Annotated in this window: 31 protein-coding genes; 16 read left to right on the forward strand and 15 right to left on the reverse strand. The window is 65.6% G+C overall.

Annotated elements, in window-relative coordinates; translation table 11 throughout:
- Window positions 1-22: 22 nt before the first annotated feature.
- From GA0116996_RS28350 to GA0116996_RS03140, 13 genes are all read right to left on the reverse strand, one after another.
- Window positions 23-682: a hypothetical protein gene (locus GA0116996_RS28350; protein WP_208601228.1), complete on the reverse strand. Its 660-nt coding sequence runs from the start codon at window positions 680-682 to the stop codon at window positions 23-25.
- Window positions 679-882: a hypothetical protein gene (locus GA0116996_RS03095; protein WP_092307171.1), complete on the reverse strand. Its 204-nt coding sequence runs from the start codon at window positions 880-882 to the stop codon at window positions 679-681. Before GA0116996_RS03095 ends, GA0116996_RS28350 begins: the two co-directional genes overlap by 4 nt.
- Window positions 882-1,085, reverse strand: a complete 204-nt coding sequence (locus GA0116996_RS03100) for a helix-turn-helix transcriptional regulator (RefSeq protein ID WP_092307173.1) — start codon at window positions 1,083-1,085, stop codon at window positions 882-884. Before GA0116996_RS03100 ends, GA0116996_RS03095 begins: the two co-directional genes overlap by 1 nt.
- A 2-nt stretch (window positions 1,086-1,087) precedes the next feature.
- Entirely contained in the window at window positions 1,088-2,830 is a 1,743-nt protein-coding gene (locus GA0116996_RS03105; RefSeq protein ID WP_092307175.1) for an AAA family ATPase, read from the reverse strand.
- Entirely contained in the window at window positions 2,827-3,516 is a 690-nt protein-coding gene (locus GA0116996_RS03110; RefSeq protein WP_092307177.1) for an Rmf/CrpP family protein, read from the reverse strand. Before GA0116996_RS03110 ends, GA0116996_RS03105 begins: the two co-directional genes overlap by 4 nt.
- 59 nt (window positions 3,517-3,575) lie before the next feature.
- On the reverse strand, window positions 3,576-4,727 hold the full coding sequence (locus tag GA0116996_RS03115; protein WP_092307361.1) for a hypothetical protein: 1,152 nt from the start codon (window positions 4,725-4,727) through the stop codon (window positions 3,576-3,578).
- 14 nt (window positions 4,728-4,741) lie between these two features.
- On the reverse strand, window positions 4,742-5,536 hold the full coding sequence (locus GA0116996_RS03120) for a RecB family exonuclease (protein WP_092307179.1): 795 nt from the start codon (window positions 5,534-5,536) through the stop codon (window positions 4,742-4,744).
- A gap of 120 nt (window positions 5,537-5,656) precedes the next feature.
- Window positions 5,657-5,812, reverse strand: a complete 156-nt coding sequence (locus GA0116996_RS28190; protein ID WP_167355467.1) for a hypothetical protein — start codon at window positions 5,810-5,812, stop codon at window positions 5,657-5,659.
- A 91-nt stretch (window positions 5,813-5,903) separates the two neighbouring features.
- Complete coding sequence (locus GA0116996_RS03125; RefSeq protein ID WP_141693708.1) at window positions 5,904-6,140, reverse strand: hypothetical protein; 237 nt, start codon at window positions 6,138-6,140, stop codon at window positions 5,904-5,906.
- A gap of 8 nt (window positions 6,141-6,148) precedes the next feature.
- Window positions 6,149-6,427 (reverse strand): hypothetical protein, encoded by a 279-nt coding sequence (locus GA0116996_RS03130; RefSeq protein ID WP_092307183.1) that lies wholly within the window; start codon window positions 6,425-6,427, stop codon window positions 6,149-6,151.
- Window positions 6,428-6,659: 232 nt separating this feature from the next.
- On the reverse strand, window positions 6,660-6,977 hold the full coding sequence (locus GA0116996_RS03135; RefSeq protein ID WP_092307185.1) for a hypothetical protein: 318 nt from the start codon (window positions 6,975-6,977) through the stop codon (window positions 6,660-6,662).
- A 2-nt stretch (window positions 6,978-6,979) separates the two neighbouring features.
- The gene (locus GA0116996_RS28195) at window positions 6,980-7,156 is read right to left on the reverse strand and encodes a hypothetical protein (RefSeq protein ID WP_167355468.1); all 177 of its coding nucleotides are present in this window, start codon (window positions 7,154-7,156) and stop codon (window positions 6,980-6,982) included.
- 249 nt (window positions 7,157-7,405) lie between these two features.
- Window positions 7,406-8,452, reverse strand: coding sequence for a S24 family peptidase (locus GA0116996_RS03140; RefSeq protein WP_167355469.1), 1,047 nt, complete (start codon window positions 8,450-8,452; stop codon window positions 7,406-7,408).
- A gap of 40 nt (window positions 8,453-8,492) precedes the next feature.
- Between GA0116996_RS03140 and GA0116996_RS03145 the strand changes: the two genes are divergently transcribed.
- The 6 genes from GA0116996_RS03145 to GA0116996_RS03170 all read left to right on the forward strand — a co-directional run bounded on the left by GA0116996_RS03145 (window position 8,493) and on the right by GA0116996_RS03170 (window position 12,467).
- On the forward strand, window positions 8,493-8,789 hold the full coding sequence (locus GA0116996_RS03145; protein ID WP_092307363.1) for a transcriptional regulator: 297 nt from the start codon (window positions 8,493-8,495) through the stop codon (window positions 8,787-8,789).
- A 276-nt stretch (window positions 8,790-9,065) separates the two neighbouring features.
- Window positions 9,066-9,332: a CII family transcriptional regulator gene (locus GA0116996_RS03150; RefSeq protein WP_092307189.1), complete on the forward strand. Its 267-nt coding sequence runs from the start codon at window positions 9,066-9,068 to the stop codon at window positions 9,330-9,332.
- A gap of 2 nt (window positions 9,333-9,334) precedes the next feature.
- Window positions 9,335-10,207, forward strand: coding sequence for a phage Gp37/Gp68 family protein (locus GA0116996_RS03155; protein ID WP_092307191.1), 873 nt, complete (start codon window positions 9,335-9,337; stop codon window positions 10,205-10,207).
- Window positions 10,204-11,373 carry a DUF1376 domain-containing protein gene (locus GA0116996_RS03160; RefSeq protein WP_092307193.1) on the forward strand — a complete coding sequence of 390 codons (1,170 nt, stop codon included), beginning with the start codon at window positions 10,204-10,206 and terminating at the stop codon, window positions 11,371-11,373. The genes GA0116996_RS03155 and GA0116996_RS03160 overlap by 4 nt, the downstream gene beginning before the upstream one ends.
- The gene (locus GA0116996_RS03165) at window positions 11,370-11,840 is read left to right on the forward strand and encodes a RusA family crossover junction endodeoxyribonuclease (RefSeq protein WP_092307195.1); all 471 of its coding nucleotides are present in this window, start codon (window positions 11,370-11,372) and stop codon (window positions 11,838-11,840) included. The genes GA0116996_RS03160 and GA0116996_RS03165 overlap by 4 nt, the downstream gene beginning before the upstream one ends.
- Before the next feature lie 24 nt (window positions 11,841-11,864).
- Window positions 11,865-12,467, forward strand: a complete 603-nt coding sequence (locus GA0116996_RS03170) for a DNA-binding protein (RefSeq protein WP_092307197.1) — start codon at window positions 11,865-11,867, stop codon at window positions 12,465-12,467.
- Between the two features lie 93 nt (window positions 12,468-12,560).
- Here GA0116996_RS03170 and GA0116996_RS03175 read toward each other — a convergent pair whose 3' ends face one another.
- Complete coding sequence (locus GA0116996_RS03175; RefSeq protein ID WP_092307199.1) at window positions 12,561-13,124, reverse strand: hypothetical protein; 564 nt, start codon at window positions 13,122-13,124, stop codon at window positions 12,561-12,563.
- A gap of 140 nt (window positions 13,125-13,264) precedes the next feature.
- Between GA0116996_RS03175 and GA0116996_RS28355 the strand changes: the two genes are divergently transcribed.
- Together GA0116996_RS28355 and GA0116996_RS28360 are read left to right on the forward strand one after the other, a co-directional pair.
- A complete protein-coding gene (locus GA0116996_RS28355) occupies window positions 13,265-14,056 on the forward strand; it encodes a ParB/Srx family N-terminal domain-containing protein (RefSeq protein ID WP_208601229.1) in 792 nt (263 codons plus the stop codon).
- A 6-nt stretch (window positions 14,057-14,062) separates the two neighbouring features.
- Complete coding sequence (locus GA0116996_RS28360; protein WP_208601230.1) at window positions 14,063-14,647, forward strand: hypothetical protein; 585 nt, start codon at window positions 14,063-14,065, stop codon at window positions 14,645-14,647.
- Between the two features lie 4 nt (window positions 14,648-14,651).
- Here GA0116996_RS28360 and GA0116996_RS27915 read toward each other — a convergent pair whose 3' ends face one another.
- On the reverse strand, window positions 14,652-15,233 hold the full coding sequence (locus tag GA0116996_RS27915) for a hypothetical protein (RefSeq protein WP_141693709.1): 582 nt from the start codon (window positions 15,231-15,233) through the stop codon (window positions 14,652-14,654).
- 91 nt (window positions 15,234-15,324) lie between these two features.
- Here GA0116996_RS27915 and GA0116996_RS03185 point away from each other — a divergent pair, with 91 nt between their 5' ends.
- From GA0116996_RS03185 to GA0116996_RS03220, 8 genes are read left to right on the forward strand one after another with little or no spacing between them, the layout of a single operon-like run.
- On the forward strand, window positions 15,325-15,735 hold the full coding sequence (locus GA0116996_RS03185) for a hypothetical protein (RefSeq protein WP_092307201.1): 411 nt from the start codon (window positions 15,325-15,327) through the stop codon (window positions 15,733-15,735).
- Complete coding sequence (gene terL, locus GA0116996_RS03190) at window positions 15,686-17,236, forward strand: phage terminase large subunit (RefSeq protein WP_092307203.1); 1,551 nt, start codon at window positions 15,686-15,688, stop codon at window positions 17,234-17,236. The genes GA0116996_RS03185 and terL overlap by 50 nt, the downstream gene beginning before the upstream one ends.
- Complete coding sequence (locus GA0116996_RS03195) at window positions 17,233-18,792, forward strand: DUF1073 domain-containing protein (RefSeq protein ID WP_092307205.1); 1,560 nt, start codon at window positions 17,233-17,235, stop codon at window positions 18,790-18,792. The genes terL and GA0116996_RS03195 overlap by 4 nt, the downstream gene beginning before the upstream one ends.
- Window positions 18,743-19,375, forward strand: a complete 633-nt coding sequence (locus GA0116996_RS03200; RefSeq protein WP_244159750.1) for a phage head morphogenesis protein — start codon at window positions 18,743-18,745, stop codon at window positions 19,373-19,375. Before GA0116996_RS03195 ends, GA0116996_RS03200 begins: the two co-directional genes overlap by 50 nt.
- A 1-nt stretch (window position 19,376) precedes the next feature.
- Window positions 19,377-20,666, forward strand: a complete 1,290-nt coding sequence (locus GA0116996_RS03205; protein WP_092307209.1) for a DUF2213 domain-containing protein — start codon at window positions 19,377-19,379, stop codon at window positions 20,664-20,666.
- Between the two features lie 12 nt (window positions 20,667-20,678).
- Window positions 20,679-21,173, forward strand: a complete 495-nt coding sequence (locus GA0116996_RS03210; protein ID WP_092307211.1) for a structural cement protein Gp24 — start codon at window positions 20,679-20,681, stop codon at window positions 21,171-21,173.
- A 13-nt stretch (window positions 21,174-21,186) separates the two neighbouring features.
- Complete coding sequence (locus GA0116996_RS03215; RefSeq protein WP_092307213.1) at window positions 21,187-22,224, forward strand: DUF2184 domain-containing protein; 1,038 nt, start codon at window positions 21,187-21,189, stop codon at window positions 22,222-22,224.
- 13 nt (window positions 22,225-22,237) lie between these two features.
- Window positions 22,238-22,624: an STY1053 family phage-associated protein gene (locus GA0116996_RS03220; protein ID WP_092307215.1), complete on the forward strand. Its 387-nt coding sequence runs from the start codon at window positions 22,238-22,240 to the stop codon at window positions 22,622-22,624.
- The last annotated feature ends 26 nt before the right edge of the window (window positions 22,625-22,650 follow it).

Consider the following 22,650-nt stretch of genomic DNA (forward strand, 5'->3'; position numbering starts at 1 on the left):
GCTGGTGCAGATTCGCAAACGATCATGCCTTGACCTCCTCGCTGGCGCGCAAGGCGGCGGAGACGGCGATGTACGCGGCAGCCGTGCGCGTGCCCGCGATTTCATGAGCCGGCAGTTCTTCCAACAGGGACTTGGCACCTTTCAGCGCGTCCAGGACCAGAGCATCCCTCGCATCGTCGGGCGGCACATGCTCAGGCAGCGGCGAGTGTTTCGGCTTCGCGGCTTGCTTGGCGCGAATCTTCTCAACCATGGTCCAGATGCGTGCCAGCTCAGTTTCGCCGGCTGAATGCATGTCCAGCCCTTGCGCCAGACACAGCGCTGCGAGCGTGACCATCACGCCACCGGCCTCTTGACCCTTGTCGCCGACCGGGCGGCCGTAGACGTAGTCGACGAGCTGGTGCGCCTCGCTGGCAGTGGCGCCGCAGGCCTGCACCAGCTCCAGCGCCTCTTCCAGAAAGCGGTGGTTGCGCTCCTGGCGGTCGCCAGCGATCTCGGTGCCGAAGCATTCCAGCATCCACGGTTTCACGCGGTCCTGGAAAGATGCGGAAGGCAAGGCGCTAGTTGCCGTGCCAACGCGCTTTGCCACGCGCATGCAGAGTTCGAAGTCGTCTCGGGACAAGGTGCGGCCAGCTTCCTGGTGAATGATTGCCAGCAGCGCGGCGTGCGTATTCTTGTCTGTCATGCCTGGTCCTTGATCGTTGCGAGGAAGGCCGCCATCGGCCCGAACTTCACCCAGCGCGACAGCGGCTGGTGCGGGTGCTTCGCCGCAGCGTTCTTGAGCTCGCGCGCCAGGCGTTCGAGCTGGGCGACACGCGAGGCTAATGCGACATTGGTCTCGCGCGCGACGGCCAGCAGCGATTCCACTTCTGCCAGCGTCCGCATCAGTGCCCCCCGCGCGTTGCGATGATTTGCTCGTCCACCCACTTCTGAACCTCCTCCTCGATCCAGCCGCTGGCACGTCCCAGCTTGATTGGCGCCGGAAAGGTGTGTTCCTTGATGCGCTCGTAGATCGCGGTCTTGCCGAGGCCCACGCGCTGGCTCACCTCTGGCAGCCGGATGATCCGGCGTTGGGGTTCGGTGTTCATGGTTACGCTGCCTCCCTGATGCTTCCAACCTGGTGATCCTCGATCCAGTAGGCGGTGATCGATTCCGGCAGCGCGCTCGGCGGCGCCTTGAGGCTCATGAAGACCAGCGCCGTGTCGATCTCGCCGGCGGCGGCCAGGTCGTCGAGCCACCAGAAGAGCCGGTCGCGCTCGGCGCCGATCAGCACGTCGGCCCGGTCCAGCACCAGCAGGCGCATGCCGGTCAGGCGCGAGATGGCCTCGGCCAGCAGCGCGTCAGCGCGCCACTTCTCCGACTCGGAGAACAGGGCATACGGCCGACCGCCGTCGCCGGTGATAGCCATATCGGCGCCGATGCCGATGCGCATCCATTCGGACTCGGCTGCTGCTGCGGCCAGGCGCTCGTTGATGGGGTCCAGCGCCTCGGACAGCAGCTCTGCCGGGATGCCGCTGGGGCCGAAAGCGTCGGCCAGCGCTTCCCAGGCGACCACGTCGGCGTGGTGCTGGGCGGCCTTGGCCGTCTGCTCGGCGGCCTGGGCGATCGCGCGGCGCGCGGCGCGCGCGGCTTCCAGTTCCTCGCTGACCTTGCCGATGACCGACTGCAGAATCGCCAGCTCGGCCTCGATCCCGGCGCGCAGCTCGCCGTCGGCATCACCGCTGTCAGCCGCGGCGTCCTTGCGCAGCAGCTCGAGCTGCTTGGCGGCGGCGTCAGCTGCGTCACGCTCGGCCGTGCGGCTCTTCAGGGCGTTTTCCAGCACCTTCAGGCTGCGCTCGTACTCGGGCAGGCGGGCCGCGGCTTCCGGGTCGGCCTGGGTCGGCTCGTACTTCGCCAACTGTCCGGTCAGGAAGAGCAGCATTGCGCCGCACTCGGGGCAGGCGCAGGGGATGCCGGCCACCTTGCCGCCGGCGGCGGCGCGCAGCGCTTCGACCTTGGGCCGGAAGGCGTCCAGCTCGGCCTGCGCGCGCGCGACGGATTCCTGCGCCTTGGGCAGCTGGTCCGCTTTGCCGGCCAGGTCAGCAATCTGGCGATCGCGGTGGGCGCGCTGGCGCGCCGCGGCGTCGATCTCGCCCAGCTGGCGCTGCAGGTCGCCGGCCGACCCGCTGGCTTCCGCAATATCGGCCTCGCATTCCGCGATGGTCGCGGCAAGGTCTTCGGCGGCCGGGCCACCGGCCGGCGCCGGCGCGACCCAGTCGGCGGCCTTGACGCTGCCATACGTCTCGTTGGTGATGGCCCGCCACGCGCCCTTGGCGGCGGTGGCCTTCATCTGCGCTTCCTTGGCTGCCGCCTCGAAGCCGGCGCGCACCATGGGCAACACCGCTTCGGCCTTCTTCGTGTCGCACCCGCGCGCGGCCAGGCGCTCGCGCACCTGGTCGGTGCCGATCTTGATGCCCATCAGGTCGAACAGGAAGGCGCGGCGTTCCTTGACGTCCAGGTGGGCGAAGCGCTGGGCGTCCAGCACGAACGGCAGCCTGGGATCGGCCGGGATGCCCTGCGTGGCCTTGCCGGAGGGCAGGGCGACGCTGTTGGACTGCGGGCCCATGGAAATCACAATCGAGCCCGATTCGGTTCCGTCGTGCAGCAGCTGGCCATATTCCTTTTTGAGGCTGACGCGCACGCTCTCGCCGGCCAGCGCCATGCGCACGGCTTCCTGGATGCTCGACTTGCCGGCCCCGTTCGGTCCGCAGATGAGGGTGACCGGCGTGGCCGGGCTGATGTCGGCCGCCCGGATGCCGAGGAAGTTGCGGGCGTGGATGTGGGTGAGCTTCATGCCGCTTCCCCTTCGGTGTGCTTTGCGTGCCAGGCCTTCCAGCCCTTCACCCATTGGATGCAGAGCGGCCCCGCCATTACCGGGCAGTCGCTTTCCGGCTTGCCCTCCGCCGCGGCGTCGTAGCCGGCTTGGAACGCCGCGTCGAGCTCTTCCTGCAGGGGCTGGTGCTCGATGCCGATGACCTTCGCTTCGGCGTCGATCACGCCGTCGTCTACATCCGCTTCCGGCATGCCGTCGCCGTCGTCGTCGGTGTATTCCTTGCCGAGGTCCAGGCCGCGCTGGTCTGCCTCGCCGCGGACTTCATCCATGCCGCCGGTGTACGCATCTGCGTTGGCGCTCAAAACCAGCAACACGGCCTGGCCTTGCGCTTCGGCCAGCTCATGCAGCGCGGAGACCGACTTGCCGATCTTGATCAGCGCCTGAGCGCCGTCCTTGATGGTGATCTTGTCGAGATCGCCCTGGACGACGGTGCGGCCGTTCGCAGCGATCAGGTGCGTTGCCATCTTCACCGACGCATCAACGCGGCTGCGCAGGCGATCGATGATGTCGTCCTGCTTCTTCTGCGACAGCTTCACCCACGTGTCGGGCAGCATCTTCAACTCCAACACCAGCGCGGACAGCAGGTCCTTGCCGACGGTGGTGGCGGTCATGTTCAGGGTTTCGCGCATTTCGGGGGAGTGGCTCATTTCGGTGTCCTGTGGTGTTGGGCGGGGCGGCGGCAGGCCGCCCGTTCGCAGAATTGGGTTCAGTCAGCGTTGATCGGCGCGCGGGAGCGGCGGGTCGGCTGCGCGGCGGATTCATCCGGCGGCGCCAGTTCGCGCATGCGGCGCGCGGCCACCTGGTTGAGGGTCGCCTTCTGCGTTTCGTCCGGCAGCTGCTTGATCAGGCTGCGGGCGTAGTCCAGATCCTCGAGCGACGAGGCCTGCAGCAGCTCGCGGTTCACGTCCTGAAACGTGGGGGCGTCGTCGGCGCCGGTGTTGTCGCCCGGCCCCGGCTCGCCAGCCGGTGCATGCGCGGCATCGACTTCCGGTTTTTCCACCTCGGATGAGGCGGTCTGCACCGGCGCGGGCTTGCGCTCGACGACCTCGGCAGGCTGTGTGGGCTGAGCCGCCGCGCGCGCGCCGCTGCGCAGCTCGTCGACCGATGTGCTGGCCACGGTGTACGAGCCATCCGGGTGCAGATCTATGATGTCCTGGGCTTCCTCGACGGACTGCAGGCCCATCAGCAGCTCGGGCGCGTAGAGCTTCCCGAAGAAGCTGGCGGTGCGGTAGCGCAGCATCACCTCGTCCATGGTCTGCCACTTGCTGCCGTTCTTCGTGTACCAGCCTTCCTTCACGGCCATCTCGATCGACACGGCGGGCGATTCGATTCGCTCGCCGGTTTCCTTCTCGACAGCCCAGGCCACGCAAACCTTGTCGACGATCTCGACCTTGGTGGTTCGACTCTGCTTCTGGTTGTTTTCCCAGTAGGTTTCGGTGCGCTCTACGACCTTCTTGCCAAGCACCTTGATGTCGAAGCGCAGCGGCGAGAAACGGCCGCAGCCGTTCACGGCGGCAATGATCCACTGCGAGGACCAGGACGGCCGGCCTTCGACGATGTAGAGGTTCTGCATCACCATCAGCGGGTCGGCGCCCATGCGCTGGGCCATGTTCAGCGCGACGACAGCGTTGGCCAGTGCGTTCGGGTTCTCGCGCGATTCCTTGACGTTGCCGTATTTGTCCAGCTTCTCGATCACCTTGCGGTACGCCGCAGGGACCAAGGTGGATGACGCCAGCAGGTTAGCGGCGCGCTGCATCAGTTCGAACGACTGCGAAGTGCCGAAGCCCATGGTCACGACAGGGGCGGCTTCGCGCACGGCGGGCGCGCGCATTTTTTCGAGGGTTGCAGTAGCGGTCATGGTGGTGGTCTCGATCAGGACTTGTAGGGGCAGGTGGCGTGCCGCGGGCAGTACTTCGCCGAGCACAGGACGGATTTGCCGTTGCCGTAGAAGGCGCCGGAATGGATGAGGCGGGATGCGTGCTGCAGCAGGCCCGGCTGTTCTTCGGTGCCCAGCAGCGCCGTGCGCGGGGATTCAATCTCGCCGGTACCGACGCGCTGCGCCGCGGCGGTCTTGCCGGTGTTCAGGCCGACGATCTGCGCCGGCGCGCTGATGGGCACGCCCAGGGCGTGTTCCGCCAGCAGCTCGTAGACGCCCAGCTGCGGGCCGTGGCCGGCGGTCACCGCGGTGCCGTCGGTGCCCACCGCGCGCCCGCCGGTCTTCAGGTCGGAGATGCCGAAACCGGCCTCGGTGGTGCGCACGCGGTCGGTGGTGCCGGTCAGGGCCAGGCCCAGCTCGGGGATCTCCAGGCGCTCGCAGGCAACCTCGACGCCCACATAGTGCTGGCGCGGCGCGATCTCGGCGCAGTAGCGCGCATGCAGCGCCAGGCCGATGCGTTCGGCGGCGGCCGGGTCGGTGTCGTCCCAGTCCACTTCGGCGTTCTTGTCGCGGATCGCGTCGACCAGCGCGCCGGCGGCGTCGTCGGCGGTGATGGGCGCGCCCTCGAGCGTGGCCTGGTCGAACAGACCGGTGCTGGCGTGCACGGCGGTGCCCAGGTGCGCGGCGGCGCCGGACGGCATGCGCATGCCCAGGATGTGCTTCGCTTCCCAGCGCGCGGGGCAGTCGAAGAGCTCGGCCAGCGAGCTGGCGCGGATGGTGACGATGTTCATGGTGGTGGCCTCAGTGGATGCGGATCAGCTCGGGTTCACCGCTGGCGAGCCAGCGGCCGGTGGGGCGGAAGCCCGCGGCGCGCTGCAGGCGCAACCAGGCCTCCCAGGTGATTTCGGGGTTCATGTGGTCTTCCGGAACGAGGTGGGATGGACCAGCACCGGCTCGTCGGTCGCTGCGGCGTAGACGCAGAACAGCGCGGCCAGGGCGGCGGTGGAGGCGAGCCACAGGCAGATCAGCTGGCCGATGGCGCGCGCAAGGGCGGGGCGGCGCTTCATTGCGACACCACCATGCTGATGAACGTCGCTGCCAGCACCACCAGCGGCGGCGCCACGCAGATGACCAGGGCGGTCAGGAAGAGGTCGCGGCTCACGATTGCACCCCCGTGGCTCGCGCGATCGCGGCCTCGCGCTCGTTGGCGCGCGTGATGCCTTCGCCGTCGACGCAGTCGCGGGCATTGCGCTCGCCCCAGACCATCTGCTGGCACGGCGACATCAGGTTCAGGGCGTTGCGGATGATCAGGTGCGCGGCTTTAAGCTCGCGCAGCAACTCGGCACGAGCGCTGTCAGCGACTGCCTGGCGGATGGCGGCTTGGGTAGGGGTCATGGCGCGCCTCAGTCCAGATTGAAGGCGCGGACCACAACCACGTAGTCGATGCCGTCTCGGTAGCGGCCGACCACCGCCGGCGAGCGATACGGGTCGATCAGGTTCTTGCGGTCGAGCGCGGCGGCGTAGACCTGGTCTTCGTCGGTGCCGCGGAACTCGAAGTGCGGATTGCCGTACATCATGCGGCTGATCTCGCGCACTGCCGGCAGGGCGTGGCCGCCGCCGGCGCGTTGTTGCGCTTCGTACGCGCGCTGATAGGCGGCTGCAGGGGGAACGGCGTTTGGCATCTCTGTCTCCAGCGAACCGCTGCGAACGTCAGCGGCGTGGAGAAATACTAGCAACGCTAGTTCTTCAATTCAATAGCGGAGCTAGTTCATCGGGATTGTATGTTTTAATAGCTTCGCTAGTATTGATAGACGGAAGCGCAAAAAAGCCGCCTCAAGGGCGGCTGCAGTGTGTGGCGCGGGCAACAAAAAACCCGCCGGGCGGCGGGCTGTTGCTGGTTTTTACTTTGGGGTGTTAGTAGAGCTGCCGGGCCGACTGCGCATCGTCGGATTCGTCGAGGATTGCGAGCAATGCAAAGATTCCGGCCACCGACAGGCTCATTTTGGACGCTTCCACAATGCCCTGGATCAGTTTCGACGAAAGCACACTGAGGGCAAGAATACTCAGTGGGAAGAGGGCCGCGCCATTGGCGAAGTCCATACCCGTCGTCTTGGAAAAAAACCGCTGGTGGTCCCAGCGCCTCAGCTTACGATAGAACAGATAGACGAACCCGGAAATCAAAGACCCGATGTCGACCCAGTTCCCATCAATGGGAATCTCTGGAAGGGCCATTTTCAGATCAGATGAAAGATCTTGATAGCACTGATCAGGGCACCCATGGATGCTCCAACGATCCGCGGGTCGAACGAGAGATCCGAGGCACCAAAGAAGGTGCCAGCGACTACAGAGCCAATCAGCGCGCAGCCGGCAATGAGCCGAAGCTTCGGCAGAGTTACTTTCATCGAGCCCATGGTGATACCCCTTGTTCTTCTTAGTTTTATATGTGTTGCAAGGGGAATCTTAACACCGTAATTAACGTTTTGTGTGCGCGCACGAATGTCGGCGGGCGTTGGCGAACGTCTACGGAAGTAACTTCCGACGGCTTGAGGATCCAGTTTCAACGTAGAAACTTGGTGTGAAATCGATTTCAAAGTGCTCCATTAGGCACTTATCGGCATGTGTCGGGCTTACACATGTCGGGATAATCATGGCCCGCAAAGCTAGTCTGGTCGCCAAGCCGACGACTTGACGATGCCCGCGACATACTGCAGCCGCTCGATCTGGTCCTGCGGGATGCGCACCATGCCGTGCCGCTCGTTGACCGACGACAGGTGCACCACGCCGTCGCGCACGTAGGCCAGCTCCTTTACCATGACGCGGCCGTCCTGCGACTTGACTAGGACCTCATCGCCGTTCGTTACCGCGTGGTTCGGCTCTACCACCACGAACTCGTTGTGCTTCACGCGAGGCCGCATGGAGTCGCCGTTGCAGCGCAGGCCGTACGCGTCTGGGTCCATGGTGGGAAATACCAGGAAGCCGTCACCGTGGCCCACAGGGTATTCGATATCGGAGAAGTGCCCGTTGTCGCCGAGCTGAGCCATGCCAACCACTGGGATGCGCCTGTAGCTGTTTGGAGGGATATGGACGATGTCAAAGGGCAGGCTGGGTTCGTCCGGCTCGGACTCTAGGCGGTTCGTCAACCGCGGATTTCCTTTGCCGTTGATCAGCCATGCCGGGTTGTAGCCGAAGGCCTCCTGCAGCTTGATTGCATGGTGCAGCTGCAGCTTGTCGCCGTCGGGCTCCAGCCACGCACGGACCACCGCTGTCTCCACACCCAGGAGCTCCGCTACCCCGGTGATTTCCAAGTGCTGCTCGGCCATGACGATGAGCAGCCGGTCTGCGGGCTTCGCACCAATTTCCGTGCCCGGCTGCACCGTTGGAACCGTGTCGGTGACAGTGCTGGACGCTCGGCGGATCTCTTCAGCCAGGCGCGGGCTGAAAGCATCGACCTCGACGCCTAGGCCGCGAGCAAAGCCCGTGGCGGCCTTGATGTTCAGGGGGCGATGGGCGTTTAGGTACTGCCAGACCATGCCCTGGCTGCCGATCTCAAATCGGCTGCCGAACTCTTCCTGGCTCATCTTGCCTTTGCGCTCGCCATAGAGCGCCTTCAGACGCGCTGCGTCTTCAGCTTGCCAGGCTTCGAGGGTTTTGCTTGGTCGCGACATGCGCGCGAGTGTAGCAATGCTATTTGAGTCTGCAATGAGCATAGCTATTGATCTATTTACTAGCTGTGCTAGTATTTGTGGCATGAAACTCGCCGACTTCCTCGAATCGACGAAGACCAGCCAAGCGGCTTTTGCAGAGCAGCTGGGGGTCTCCCAAGGGCTCATCCATCAGTGGATCTCGGGCAAGCGGCCTGTTTCGGCCGAACAATGCCCGGTCATCGAGCGCATCACTGGCGGCAAGGTGACCTGCGAAGAGCTGAACGACAAGGTCGACTGGGCCTTCGTGCGCTCGTCGCGCGACTCGCCTGCTGAGCGCGGGGCGCGGAAGGGCGGTAAGCCGAAGGCTGACGCTCAGGAATCTCACCCTGAGGCCGCCTGAAGGCGACCCAGGCACCAAGACCTTTGGCGCGCCGCTTGGGGCGCCGGGCACAAAAGACGGGCGAGAGCCCAACCGGGGGAATAGCCATGCTGCGCAGTCCGCAGAGGGCGACATCTGGCCGAAGCCGACGCGGCATAGCGCGGCGCGCTGCTTGCCTCAGTGGCAAGCGGTGGTGGCATCCGTTTCCCATTGTCTTTTTCTCGCCGGCCTGCGCGCCGGCTGTTCTGTTTCGTTGGGTGAATCGTATGAACCTCTTTGAGCACTTGGGAGCATCGCATGCCTAGCCTGGAATCCATGGTGCTGAACCGTGTTGCTCCGCTCACCCAGAAGAAGGTGGCCGAGCGCATCGGCGTCGAGCCGACCAACTTCTCCCGGTTCCTGAACAACAGCGGGCACAGGTTGACGTTCGCCGAGTTCTGCCAGCTGTTCGACGTGCTCGAGCTGGACGTCGTCGCGCCTGGTGATGACAGCATGGTTTGCCTGCCGCGCGAGGAATACCAGGCGCTGCGCACACTGGCGAGGAAGGGATTGGAGGTGGCCTGACCATGAGCGAGTACAGCAAGATCGAGTGGACTGACCATACATTCAACCCATGGGAGGGCTGCCAGAAGGTCGGGCCCGGCTGCGACCACTGCTATGCAGAGACACGCAATGCCCGCTTCGGCGGCGGCACGCCGGTGAACTGGGGCCCGGGCGCGCCGCGGCGGCGCACGTCGCCAGCCAACTGGCGCAAGCCGCTCGCGTGGAACCGCGACGCCGGCGTCTTCTATGCCCAGCACCGTCGGCGCCAGCGCGTGTTCTGCGCGAGCTTGGCCGACGTGTTCGACAATGCCGTCGATCCGGCTTGGCGCGCCGACCTGTTCGATCTGATCATGGCCACGCCGAACCTCGATTGGCTGCTGCTGACGAAGCGGATCGGCAATGTCGCCAGCATGCTCGTTGGGCCCGGCATGCCTGGGCGCCTACCGTCGAACGTCTGGCTCGGCGCCACGATCGTGAATCAGGCCGAGGCTGACCGCGACATCCCGAAGCTGCTGGCCACGCCGGCGGCGGTGCGCTTTCTGTCGATGGAGCCGCTACTCGAGGAAGTGACGGTGTTCAGCGTCGACGGCCCCATCGACGTGCCAGACGGCGACGCGTCGCCGCTGCACTGGGTGATCGTCGGCGGCGAGAGCGGCCCTGGCGCGCGCCCGATGCATCCGGACTGGGCCCGCAGCCTGCGCGACCAGTGCGCCGCGGCAGGCGTGCCGTTCCTGTTTAAGCAGTGGGGCGAATGGGGATCTGTCAGCGAAGTTCCTGGCCCTGGTGAGCACTTCCACTTCCGTGACGGCGCGACCGTACGGCGCCTCGGTAAGAAAACCGCTGGCCGCCTGCTCGACGGCGTGCGGCACGATGGATTTCCTATGGGGCGGCCATGAGCGAAGCACCATTGCCCCTCACCCCTCCCGATTGCGACCTGCGGGATTTCCCATTCATGCCGCTGGAGATCAACCGGCTGCGGCGTTCGAAATCGTGGCTCAAGGCGAAGCGCAATCCGGCGCTGGCCTTCTACCAGATCAACCTTTGGACGGCCGCGTGGCATGACGTGCCGGCGGGCTCGCTCGAGGACGATGACGACGTGCTGGCTGACTTGGCCATGTGCGACCCGGCGAAGTGGGCCAAGGTCCGCGACGAGGTCATGCGCGGCTGGGTCAAATGCAGCGACGGCCGCCTCTACAACCCCACCGTCTGCGAGAAGGCCATGGAAAGCTGGGCCGCCAAGGTCGAGCGCCGCGAGAAGGACGAGCACGAACGGGACCGCAAGCGCCGCGAGCGCGAGGACCGCACGCGCATGTTCGAGCAGTTGAAAGCCGCCGGACAGTCACTGCCTTGGAACACCTCGACCACGGAACTGCGACGACTGGTCACAGACCTGTCACGCGGACAGGTGCGTGACAGTCACGGTGACATGTGCGGTCAGTCACGGCTAAGAGAGAGAGAGGGACAGGGAGAGGGACAGGGACAGGGAGAGAGAGAAGTTAAAAGCTATAGCGGCGGCGTAGGTGGCTCAACCGGTGTAGGCCCTGTGGATAACTCGGACTCGCCGCCGCCGCTTTCCGCTGACGCGATCGGCGAACAACTGGTGCTGCTCGAAGCCGAGCGGGGCAGGACGTTGCGGCTGTCCTCGCGCGCGCACGAGGCGTTGCTCCGGCTTGAGGCGCGCCAAGTCGCGTTGCCGGTGTTGCTCCGGGCTCATGCCCTCGCGTGCGCGCGAAGGGCTGCCGATGGGGACCCGTCGGCGGTGAACCCGGGTTTTCTCGAGCCGTTCATCGACGAGGCCCTGGCGCTAGGGCAGGGCAGCGGTACCGCGGCGGATTGGGACGAGACCACCGAAGGCGTGCAGGCCAAGGCCTGCGAGCTGGGCATTCCGCCGCAGCAGGACGGCGAGGCGTGGTTCTGGTTCCGGCTGCGGGTCATCCGCGATTCCGGTGAGCAGCACCGCATCGAGCGCGAGGTCAGCAAGGCCGAGCGGATGAACCCCAACGAGTTCGAGCGCGTGTACCGGCTCATGTACGGCGTCGCGCCGGGTCAGGTGGCAGCATGACGCAATCGCTTTTCGACCGACCCCAGCGGGCGCTGCGCCGCGTGGCCTTTACCATCCCAGGCCAGCCGGTGGCCAAGGGCCGGCCCAAGTTCGCGCGCCAAGGCGCCTTCGTGCGGACCTACACGCCGGAGAAGACGGCCACCTACGAGAACCTGGTCAAGCTGTCCGCGACGCAAGCCATGTCCGGCCGCCCGCCGTTCGACGGCCCGGTCGAGCTGACGCTGGAGATCCGGCTGCAGATCCCGGCCAGCTGGTCCAAGAAGCGCCAGCAGCTGGCCGAGGCCGGCCAGGTCGCGGCGACCAAGAAGCCCGACGCCGACAACGTGCTCAAGGCCGTCAAGGACGGGATGAACGGCATCGTGTGGATCGACGACGCGCAGGCGGTCGAGTACCGGATCAGCAAGCGCTACGGCACGACGCCAGGCGTGCGCGTCATCGTGGAACAACTGCCGCTGCAGGCGGCGTGAGGAATGAATTTGACGGGGGAAAACATGACGGAAGAACGCCTCTTCGACAGCTCGCACGCGGCGCTGGTGTTCGCGTTCAACTACTCGGGCCAGCAGTACCAGGCCTCGGCGATGAACAAGGCCATGACGCCGGCTATCGGCTCAGGCAAAGGGCTGATCGGCGTCGACGGCGCGGCGCAGGCGGGCATGATCCGCAACGAACTGAGCATGCTGCCCGAGCTGCACCAGGCAGTGCTCACCGCGCGCTGCGCGCCGCGCGACATCATCTGCGACTGCGGCCGACCCTGCTGCGCTGCCCGGCGCCCCAACCCGGAATGGGAAGCGGCCATCGTCTGGCTGACCGAGCGGGCCATGCAGCAGCTGTCCGGCACGTTCTCGCACTACCGCGTGCGGCGGTCGATCCTGGAGAAGATCTTCGGCGTCCGGGTCGACCTGCAGCAGATCGCGGAAGACTGCGGCGCGCACCGCAACACGGTCAGCGCCCACAACACCAAGCTGAAGGTCTGGATCGAGGGCGAGAAGAAGCGCGGATTGATGGCCGCGCCCGGGGTTGAATCGGTTGCCTGGACGGCGATCGACATCCGCCTGAAGGCTGCCGCGATGGTGAAAATCGAAGAGGTGGCTTGACATTGTGCATTTCATGCACAAAAATCGCCTCAATTCGATACACCTCCGAACTACGTCTAAAGCCCGCGCAAGCGGGCTTTTTCGTTTTGGAGTTCACCAAGCGATGGCTCGGCGCATCAGTAGGTTGCTGAACTCGATGGCCCTTCTCCACAGCTGGTTCTGGATTTTCTCCTGTTGCGTCTCCTGCGTTTTCACCGGGGGATTGTTAATCACAAGACGTTCGTTCCAGTGGTGACTCGCAGAAATATCTTGCTCGGCAGTGCCGAAAGCATTGCTGAAGAAGATCACCGAGACGTTATATCCGCGGGCGATGGGGAGCTCAAACATGCGTTGGATGTCCTGGAGCGACCCCTTGTCAGCATGGGATGACAGGATCGTTACGTCAGCATCCTGATCTAGCGCACCGTTGACGTAGTCGTCGATGGGGCCCCATTCGCTTCGCTTCTCTTGGAAGCTGCGGTTGGCCAGGAAGATCTTCTCGAAGCGGCGAGGGGCATCCTGGTGGACGACATCCCAAGTTCGACCGGTAGGTAATTTTTGGTACGGTTGGTCGCAAAGATACGCCAGCAGGTGCCGTTGGAAAGATGTCTTACCCGTATTGTTGTTCCCGATAAGGACAAATACCTGTCGAGACAAAAGATTTGCCATTTGCTTCATTTTTTTGTTTGAGGGAACCGCAAGCCTAGCATCGTCCGGCCACTTCCCGTTCCGTTGTCTCCTTCCACCGCTCCTGTGGTGGTTTGCCCGGTCACCCGTTCCGGGCGTTTTTATTTCCCGTCCCCGCATTTCTACCGCGTATGAAAAAGGCCGATCAGCTCGCCATCCGCTACCGCGCGGCGAGCGACCTGGTCCGGTACGAGCGGAATGCGAGGACGCACAGCGCCGCCCAGATCGAGCAGATCAAGGCTTCGCTGCGGCAGTTCGGCTGGACCAACCCGGCGCTGACCGCGGGCGATGAGCTGCTGGCGGGCCACGGCCGGCTGGAAGCGGCCACGCAGCTGTGGGCCGCCGGCGAGACCATCGCCAACTGCCCGACCCAGGGCGAGGTGCCAACGGTCGACCTGTCGCACCTGTCGGCGGACGAGCGGCGCGCCTACATCCTGGCCGACAACAAGCTCGCGGAGAACGCGGGCTGGGACGTCGACCTGCTGGCCGGCGAGCTGCTGGATCTGCGCGACGTTGGCTTTGACCTGTCGCTGACAGGCTTCGACGCCGGCGAGCTGGCCGAGCTGCTGGACCCGCAGCAGCCCGGGCCGGGCGGTGGTGGTGGCCAGTCGCTGGCCGACCGGTTCATGGTGCCGCCGTTCAGCACGCTCAACGCGCGCGACGCGGCGTGGCAGGATCGCAAGAAGGCCTGGCTGGCACTGGGCATCCAGTCCGAGCTGGGCCGCGACGCGCCGGCGTACGCCTCGGCGTCTGAGCATCAGAAGGCTGGCGGCCCGGCAACGCAGCACAGGACCAGCGTCTTTGACCCGGTGCTGTGCGAGCTGGCCTACCGCTGGTTCTGCCCGGCCGGCGGCATGGTGCTGGATCCGTTCGCCGGCGGCAGCGTGCGCGGCATCGTCGCGGCGCGGCTGGGCCGGCAGTAGGTCGGCATGGAGCTTCGGCCGGAACAGGTCGAGGCCAACCGCGGCCAGCTGGGCCTGCTGCAGCCGGCGGACCCGGCGCCAGCCTGGCACGTCGGCGACAGCCGGCAGATCGGGCGGCGCCTGGCCGATGTCGAGGCCGATTTCGTGTTCTCGTGCCCGCCGTACGCGGACCTGGAACGCTATTCGGACGACCCGGCCGACCTGTCCACGATGGACTATCCGGCCTTCCTGACGGCCTACCGCGAGGTGATCGCGGGCGCCGTGGGCCAGCTCAAGCCCGACCGCTTTGCCTGCTTCGTGGTGGGCGACGTCCGCGAGAAGCGCGGCACCGGGGTCTACCGCAATTTCGTGGCCGACACCATCGAGGCCTTCCTCGACGCCGGCGCGCAGCTGTACAACGAGGCCATCCTGCTCACCGCCTACGGCAGCCTGCCCATCCGGGCCGGCAAGCAGTTCGCGGCCAGCCGGAAGCTGGGCAAGACGCACCAGAACGTGCTGGTGTTCGTGAAGGGCGACTGGAAGCGGGCGGTGGCCGCATGCGGCGACGTGAACGTGTCGGACGACCTGTTTCCCGAGGCTGATGAAGAGTAGCGCCCTACCTATGCAATTGTGGCGGGTCCATCTTGATGACGCATCCCATCGGCTCCTTTGCCTCTTTCGATATGGATGTGTAGCCCCCTGAGACAGCCGAAACAAGCAGGCCGAAGCCGAGGACGACGCTCCAGATCGCAATCCGACCCCACCAGTGCGTGTAGCGACTGAGATCGGATGACGGCAGTGCCAACTCCGTAGTGCTGCGACCGTTGATCGCTGCCGCGAGCAAATCGGCCCTTCTGCGGCTTGCTTCGGCTGACGACAGGAACGTCCCGGCGCAAGCAATCAAGCAACCGACCAAGACCCCGAGTGCTCCTAGCAGTTGTATCGGTGCGTGCTTCATGTAGCCAACGCTTGCAAATACCCCAACGGCTGCAAGTGAGGCGACTGCGAGAATCGCAATATGCTTGACCGATTCCAGTATCCAGGTCGAGTGCTGGTTAGCTTCGAAGTACCACAGGGTGATTTGCTCATCCCTGCGTTTCGCATGAGCAGTATCGGCAGGGACCGGTGGCTTCGGATCATGTGGCGCATCTTCGGCCCATTGCATGATGCTGCGAACAAGGGTCTTAATTAGTTTCATGTTGGATCGCAACTCAGGTGACCGATGATTGACGGCATTGGCACGCGGTTTCTGAACCCAACCTGCATGGGGTTCAACGGAGTGACGTTGTATGGCAGGACGCAAACCATTCCAGCCGACCGACGAAGACCGCCGCGTGGTCACGTCGCTCGCGGGCTTCGGCGCGCCGCATGAGTACATCGCCAGCCAGGTGATCAACCCGCAGACCGGCAAGCCGCTGACGGCCAAGACGCTGCGGGCGCATTTCCGCGCCGAGCTGGACAACGCGAGGGACAAGACAAACGCCCTGGTGGCGCAGGCCCTGTTCAAGCAAGCCACCGGCACCGGCAAGGGCGCTGTGCCAGCCGCCATCTTCTGGATGAAGGTGCGGGCGGGTTGGAAAGAGCCGGCCCAAGGGATTGAGCTGACAGGCAAGGACGGCGGCCCGGTCGAGCAACGAACCACCGTCGTCGATGAAAAACAGGTCGCAGCCGCCGTCGCCAAGCTCGAGGACGAGTATTGACCCTGCCATCGAGCGGGCCGTCCTGAAGGCGAAGTGCGAGCGCGACCACCTGTTCTTCAGCCGGTACTTCTTCAAGCACCGCCAGGGCATCAAGTTCCGCGTCAACTGGCACCACGTGCTGATCGCGGACACGGTGCAGCGTGTCATCGATGGCGAGCTCAAGAACGTTGTCATCAACGTGCCGCCGGGCTCGTCGAAGACCGAGCTAGTAGCGATCAACCTGATCGCGCGGGGCTTGGCGGTGAACCCGCGCGCGCGGTTCCTGCACATCTCGTACTCGGATGACTTGGCCCTGCTGAACAGCGAGACGGCGCGCGAGATCGTCCAGTCGGACGAGTTCCAGGCGCTGTGGCCGCTGACCATCGCGCCGGACGCGAAGTCGAAGAAGCGGTGGAACGTCATCGCCGACGGCAAGAAGGCTGGCGGCGTGTACGCGGTGTCCCTGGGCGGACAGATCACTGGCTTCCGCGCGGGCCACATGACCGATGGCTGGCAGGGCGCCATCATCATCGACGACCCGCTGAAGGTCGAGGACGCGTACAGCAAGCCGAACCGCGACAAGGCGAACCGCAAGCTGCTGTCCACGGTGAAAAGCCGGAAGGCCAACCCGGACACGCCGATCATCGTGATCATGCAGCGGCTGGCCGAGGAAGACCCGACGGGCTTCATCAAGGCCGGCAAGGTGCCGGGCGACTGGGAATTCATCGAGATCCCGGCGCTGATCACCGACGAATACGTCGAAGCGCTGCCCGAGCGCGTGTGCGACCTGGTCGAACACGGCGAGCAGGACGAGGAAGGCCGGTACAGCTACTGGCCTTACAAGGAACCGCTCGACGACCTGCTGGCCAGCGAGAAAGCTGACCGGTACGTGTTCAGCGGGCAGTATATGCAGCGCCCCAGTCCGCTGGGTGGCGGGATCATCCGCAGTGCCAACTTCGGTCGGTACACGGTGGTGCCCGAGCTGCACAAGCGCGTCATCTACGCCGACACGGCGCAGAAGACTGCCGAGCGCAACGACTACAGCGTGCTGCAGTGCTGGGGGCACGGGAAGAACGGCCGCATCTACCTGCTGGACCAGATCCGGGGGAAGTGGCCGGCGCCCGAGCTGCGGCAGAAGGCCATCGACTTCTGGAACAAGCATCTGCCGTATGACTTTCACTTCGGCGCGGCGCTGGTGAAGATGCGCGTCGAGGACAAGGCCAGCGGCACAGGCCTGATCCAAGACATCCAGGCGTCGGGGACCATCCCCGTCGAGGGAATCGAGCGGCACCGCGACAAGCTGGTGCGCGTCATGGACGTGGTCAGCTATATCGATGCCGGTCTGGTGATGATTCCCGAGGCGGCCGAGTGGGTCAGCGATTTCACGCAGGAATGCGACGCCTTCACCCCTGACGACACGCACGCGCACGACGATCAGATCGACCCGATGGTCGACGCGATCAATGACATGCTGGCCGGCGGCCGGTCGCTGGACATCTGGACCAAACTCGGACAGCAATGAACCGTAACCAACGCAAAGCGCTACAACGGGCGCACAAGGCCAACGTGGCCGCGTCCGCGAACGCCAAGCGCTGGATGAGCGGCGACAGCTTCCAGAACTTCGAGGCGCGCGTCGGCCTGGGTACGAACAACCAGGCCAGCCAGTACAGCTACGGCTTCGACTTCATCAGCCGCAACCGCGTGCAGCTGGAGGCGATGTACCGGTCCAGCTGGGTGGTGGGCCAGGCGGTCGACGTGGTGGCCGAGGACATGACCCGCGCGGGCGTGGATCTTGACGCCGACATGGATCCGGCCGACCGGGACAAGCTGACGGCCGGCTTCGAGCGCATGGCGCTGTGGGACCGGATCAACGACACGATCAAGTGGGGCCGGCTGTACGGCGGCGCCCTCGCGGTGATGTTGATCGACGGGCAGGACTCTGCGACGCCGCTGCGGCCGGATACGGTCACCCGAGACCAGTTCAAGGGGCTGTTCGTGCTGGACCGCTGGCTGGTGCAGCCGTCCCTGAATGACCTGGTCACGGAGATGGGCCCGGACATGGGCATGCCGCGGTTCTACGACGTGGTCGACGACAGCATTGCCCTGCGGCGCCAGCGCATTCACTACAGCCGGGTGCTGCGGATCGACGGCGTCGAGCTGCCGTATTGGCAAAAGATCAGCGAGAACCTGTGGGGGCAGTCGGTGATCGAGCGGCTGATCGACCGCCTGGTGGCGTTCGACAGCACCACCGTCGGCGCGGCGCAGCTCGTCTACAAGGCACACCTGCGCACGTACAAGGTGGAGAAGCTGCGCGAGGTGATTGCCATGGGCGGGCCGGCGCTGGAAGCGCTGGTGAAGAACGTCGATTTCATTCGCCGGTACCAGTCGAATGAAGGCCTGACCTTGATCGACGCCGCAGACGATATGCAGGTCGACACCTACCAGTTCTCCGGCCTGGACAACGTGCTGATGCAGTTCGGCCAGCAGCTGTCCGGGGCGCTGCAGATCCCGCTGGTGCGCCTGTTCGGGCAGTCGCCGGCCGGTCTGAACAGCAGCGGCGAGTCCGACCTGCGGACGTACTACGACAACATCAAGCAGCAGCAGGAACGCCGGCTGCGCGCGCCGCTGACGCGGCTGTTCGAAGTGCTGGTTCGGTCCGAACTGGGCAAGGCGCCACCGGAAGGCTTCGCCTACCAGTTCACGTCGCTCTGGCAGCTATCCGACACCGAGAAGGCCAACAACGCCAAGACGGTGACCGAAGCAGTCACGACGGCGCTGGATGCCGGCCTTATCGACACGGCCACCGGCATGAAGGAACTGCGAGCGTCCAGCCACGCGACCGGCATCTTCACCAGCATCACCGACGAGCAGATCACGGAAGCGGAGAACGCGCCGCCGCCCGAACCGGAGTTGAGCCTTGACCCTGACAACCGACCGCAAGAAGGGCCGGAAGAACCCGGTCAAGCTCGCCGGGCCGGAAAGGCAGTACAGGACGCAGCTCCGACAGGTCGCGCAGCAGGTGGGCGCGTTGGTCAATGGCTTTCCGCCTGGCGATCCCGCCGCGGCGCCGACGATTGAGCAGCTGTTGCGCCGGTACGCCGAGGCCCTGACACCCTGGGCTGAGGCGACAGCGGCGCGCATGCTTTCCGACGTCAACCGACGCGACGAGGCGGCGTGGATGGAACAGGCCAAGGAGATGTCCCGCGCGCTGCGGCTGGAGATCCGGACGGCGCCCACCGGCGCCACCATGCGCGCGCTGATGGCCGAGCAGGTCGGGCTGATCAAGTCGCTCCCGCTGGATGCTGCAGAGCGCGTGCACCGCCTGACGATCGAGGGGCTGGAAGACAGCACCCGCGCGTCGGAGATCTCGAAGGCCATCCAGGCGTCCGGCGACGTGGCGAAGAGCCGCGCCGACCTGATCGCCCGGACGGAGGTGGCGCGCACCGCGTCGACGCTGACCGAGGCCCGCGCGCTGCATGTCGGCTCGCCGGGCTACTTCTGGCGAACGTCTGGCGACACGGACGTTCGCGACTCGCACCGCAAGATGAACGGCCAGTTCGTGGCGTGGGACGACCCGCCGACGCTGGACGGCATGACCGGGCACGCCGGGCAGTTTCCCAACTGCCGGTGCTACCCCGAACCTGTGATTCCCGAGGACTGAGATGCGCTTCTACACCGTGCAGAAGCTGGGCCCGAAGCGCTCGCTGACGCCCGAGGGCTTCCTGCTGTGCGAGGAAGTGCCCGTCGCGCGCACCGGCGAGATGCTATACGGCCCGGGCGAAGTGCCCGTTGAGCCCGGCCCGGATGGGCTGATCCGCATCAGCCGGACACCGGAAGAGGTGTTCCGCGATGCGACCCTGGCCAGTTGCGTTGGCAAGCCCGTGACCCTCGACCACCCCGAGGATTTCGTTACGCCCGCCAATTTCTCGGCGCTCGGCAAGGGGGCGATGCTCAATCTTCGGCGCGGAACTGGCATTGCCGATGACCTGCTGATCGCCGATCTGCTGGTGACAGACCAGGCCGCAATCGACGCCATCCAGAAGGACAGCATCGAAGAGGTCAGCCTCGGCTATGAGGCCGACTACGAACAGGTATCACCCGGCCGCGGGGTACAGCGGAACATCGTTGTCAACCACGTAGCCCTCGTCGAGCGCGGCCGGTGCGGCCCGCGCTGCGCGATTGGCGATAAGGAACCCCAAATGGCAAAGAAGAAGCCCACTTTCCTCGACAAACTCCGCGCCCTGATGAAGGACGCAGAGTCCGAGATGGAAGAAGAGAAGAAGACCGGCGACGAAGCGCCGGACGACGAGGACGAGGATGACGATCCACCGGCGAAGACCGGCGACGCTCAATCCGTCCTGCTCAAGAAGATCCTGAAGCGCATGGACGCCCAGGATGCCGCCATCGCCGCGCTGGGCCAGCGCCGCGCCAAGGACTCGGGGAAGGAAAAGACCGACGACGAGGACGAGGAAGACCCGGAAAAGAAGAAGACCGGGGACGACGGCGACCTGACCGAAGCCGAGACCGCCGGCAAGCTGAACCAGTCCGAGGTCGACCTGTACACCGGCGACGCCGCGGCCAGCATCCCGTCGCGCGCCGAGATCCTGGCGCCCGGCATCAAGCTGCCCACCCTGGACGCCAAGATGGCGACGGCCGACCGCGCTGCCGCGCTGTGCAAGTGCCAGCGCAAGGCCCTGGACCTGGCCTACCAAACCGACGCCGGAAAGAAGGCCATCGGCCCGTTCCTGGGCGGCCTGACGGCTGACTTCGAGAAGCTGCCGGCCGCGCTGGTGCATGCGGCGTTCATGGGCGCCAGCGAGCTGGTGAAGGCCCAGAACAATGCCGGCAACAGCCGCAGCGCCGCGCCGACGCGCGACTTCGGCAAGGCCCGCACCGTGGCCGACATCAACGCCGCCAACCGCAAGTACTGGGCCGACCGGTCCGCCAACTAAGGAGTCCCGAACATGGGCAACGCAATCCTGTATCGCATGGCCTCGGGCATCCCGGGCGACATCTCGCGCCAGTCGCAGGCGACCGTCGAGGCGCAGATCCTGAACTCGGCCCTGCCGTTCCCGGGCTATGGCCTGTTCGGCAAGATCGCCGCCGGCAAGTTTGTGCCGATCGCCGGCGGCGACACCGCGGCGGCGGTCTACGGCCTGCTGGTGCGCCCGTACCCGACCACCGGCGGCGCCGGCTCGGAACCGCTGTGTACGGCCACGCCGCCCACCACCGGCATCGCGGACGTCCTGCGCCGCGGCTACATGACCGTCAAGAACAACGCCGGCACGCCCGCCATCGGCGGCCCCGTGTATGTCCGCGTGGCCACGCCCGCCGCCGGCAAGCCGATCGGCGGGATCGAGGCGGCCGCTGACGGCGCCAACACCATTGCGGTGACCGGCGCCACGTTCATGAACGCCGGCGACGCCAACGGCAACGTCGAAATCGCCTACAACATCTAAGGGGTCACCCAGAATGAGCAAAATCATCGTTCCGCGCATGGCAGCGGCGGCCGCGATCGCCATGGTCAACGCCCCTGCGGTCATCCGCGCCCGCACGCGCGACAACATGCTGACGTTCGACAGCCGCACGATCGACAGCGCCGGCGCCTTCCTGATCGGCGAGCTCGAGCGCCTGGACCAGACGCTGCACGGCCCGCTGGCCTCGGTCACCTGGTCGCGCGACATCGACCTGCGCGAGGACGTCTCGATCGCCGACGAAACCTCGTCGTTCACCAACTCCAGCTTCGCGGCCGCCGGCGGCGCCTCGCCGAACGGCAAGTCGTGGATCGGAAAGGACGCCTCGGCCATCGCCGGCATCGCTCTGGACATCGGCAAGACGGCGAACCCGCTGACCCTGTGGGGCATGCAGATCGGCTGGACCATCCCCGAGCTGGAAAGCGCCCAGAAGCTGGGCCGCCCGGTGGACCAGCAGAAGTTCGCCGGCATGCAGCTGAAGCACAACATGGACGTCGACGAGCAGGTCTACATCGGCGACACCGTGCTGGGCGTGACCGGCCTGGTGAACAACGCCGCGGTGACCAACCTGTCTAACGCCGTCACTGGCAACTGGAATACCGCAACGGCTGACCAGATCGTCGCGGACATCAACGAGCTGCTGACGAGCGTCTGGACTGCCTCGGCCTACGCCTACTGTCCGGCGGAGCTGCGCCTGCCGCCGGCCAAGTTCGGCATCCTGGTCAGCCGCAAGGTCAGCGACGCCGGCAACATCAGCGTGCTCGAGTACGTGAAGCAGAACACGATCTCGAACTCGATCAACGGCCGGCCGCTGAACATCCAGCCGCTGAAGTGGCTGTTCCAGCGCGGCACGGCGAACGCTGACCGCATGATGGCGTACACCAAGGAACAGGACAAAGTCCGCTTCCCGATGGTGCCGCTGCAGCGCACGCCGCTCGAGTACCGCGATATCCGCCAGCTCACCACCTACTTTGGCCGCCTGGGCGTGGTCGAGGTGGTGTATCCCGAGCTCATCGGCTACCGCGACGGCATCTGAAGGGGAGAGCGACATGCCGAAGATCTACGTCAAGAAGGGCTTCACGCTCCAGCACGAAGGCGAGAAGCACGAGTTCGCTGTGGGCAACCACGACGTGCCGGCTGCGATTGCCGCGCACTGGTTCGTGAAGGCGCACACCGGCGACGAACCGGCGGCTGGTAGCGAAGCTGAGCAGGGCGACATGGCCGAGCAACGCGCCGCGCTCGAATCGGCCGCCCAGTTGCTGGAGGGACGGGCCGAGCAGCTGCGGCAGCTGCAGGACCAGTTGGCCCAGCGTCAGGAGGCCATCGCCGAGCGCGACGCCGAGCTGGCCAAGCGCGAGGCCGCAGTGGCGGAACGCGAGCAGGCCGCCGACAAGGCAGCAGCCGACGCGGCCAAAGCGGCGAAGCAGTCGAAATGAGGGGTATGATGCCTCGCAAGGGGCAT

The sequence above is a fragment of the Cupriavidus alkaliphilus genome, assembly GCF_900094595.1.
Classification (GTDB): domain Bacteria; phylum Pseudomonadota; class Gammaproteobacteria; order Burkholderiales; family Burkholderiaceae; genus Cupriavidus; species Cupriavidus alkaliphilus.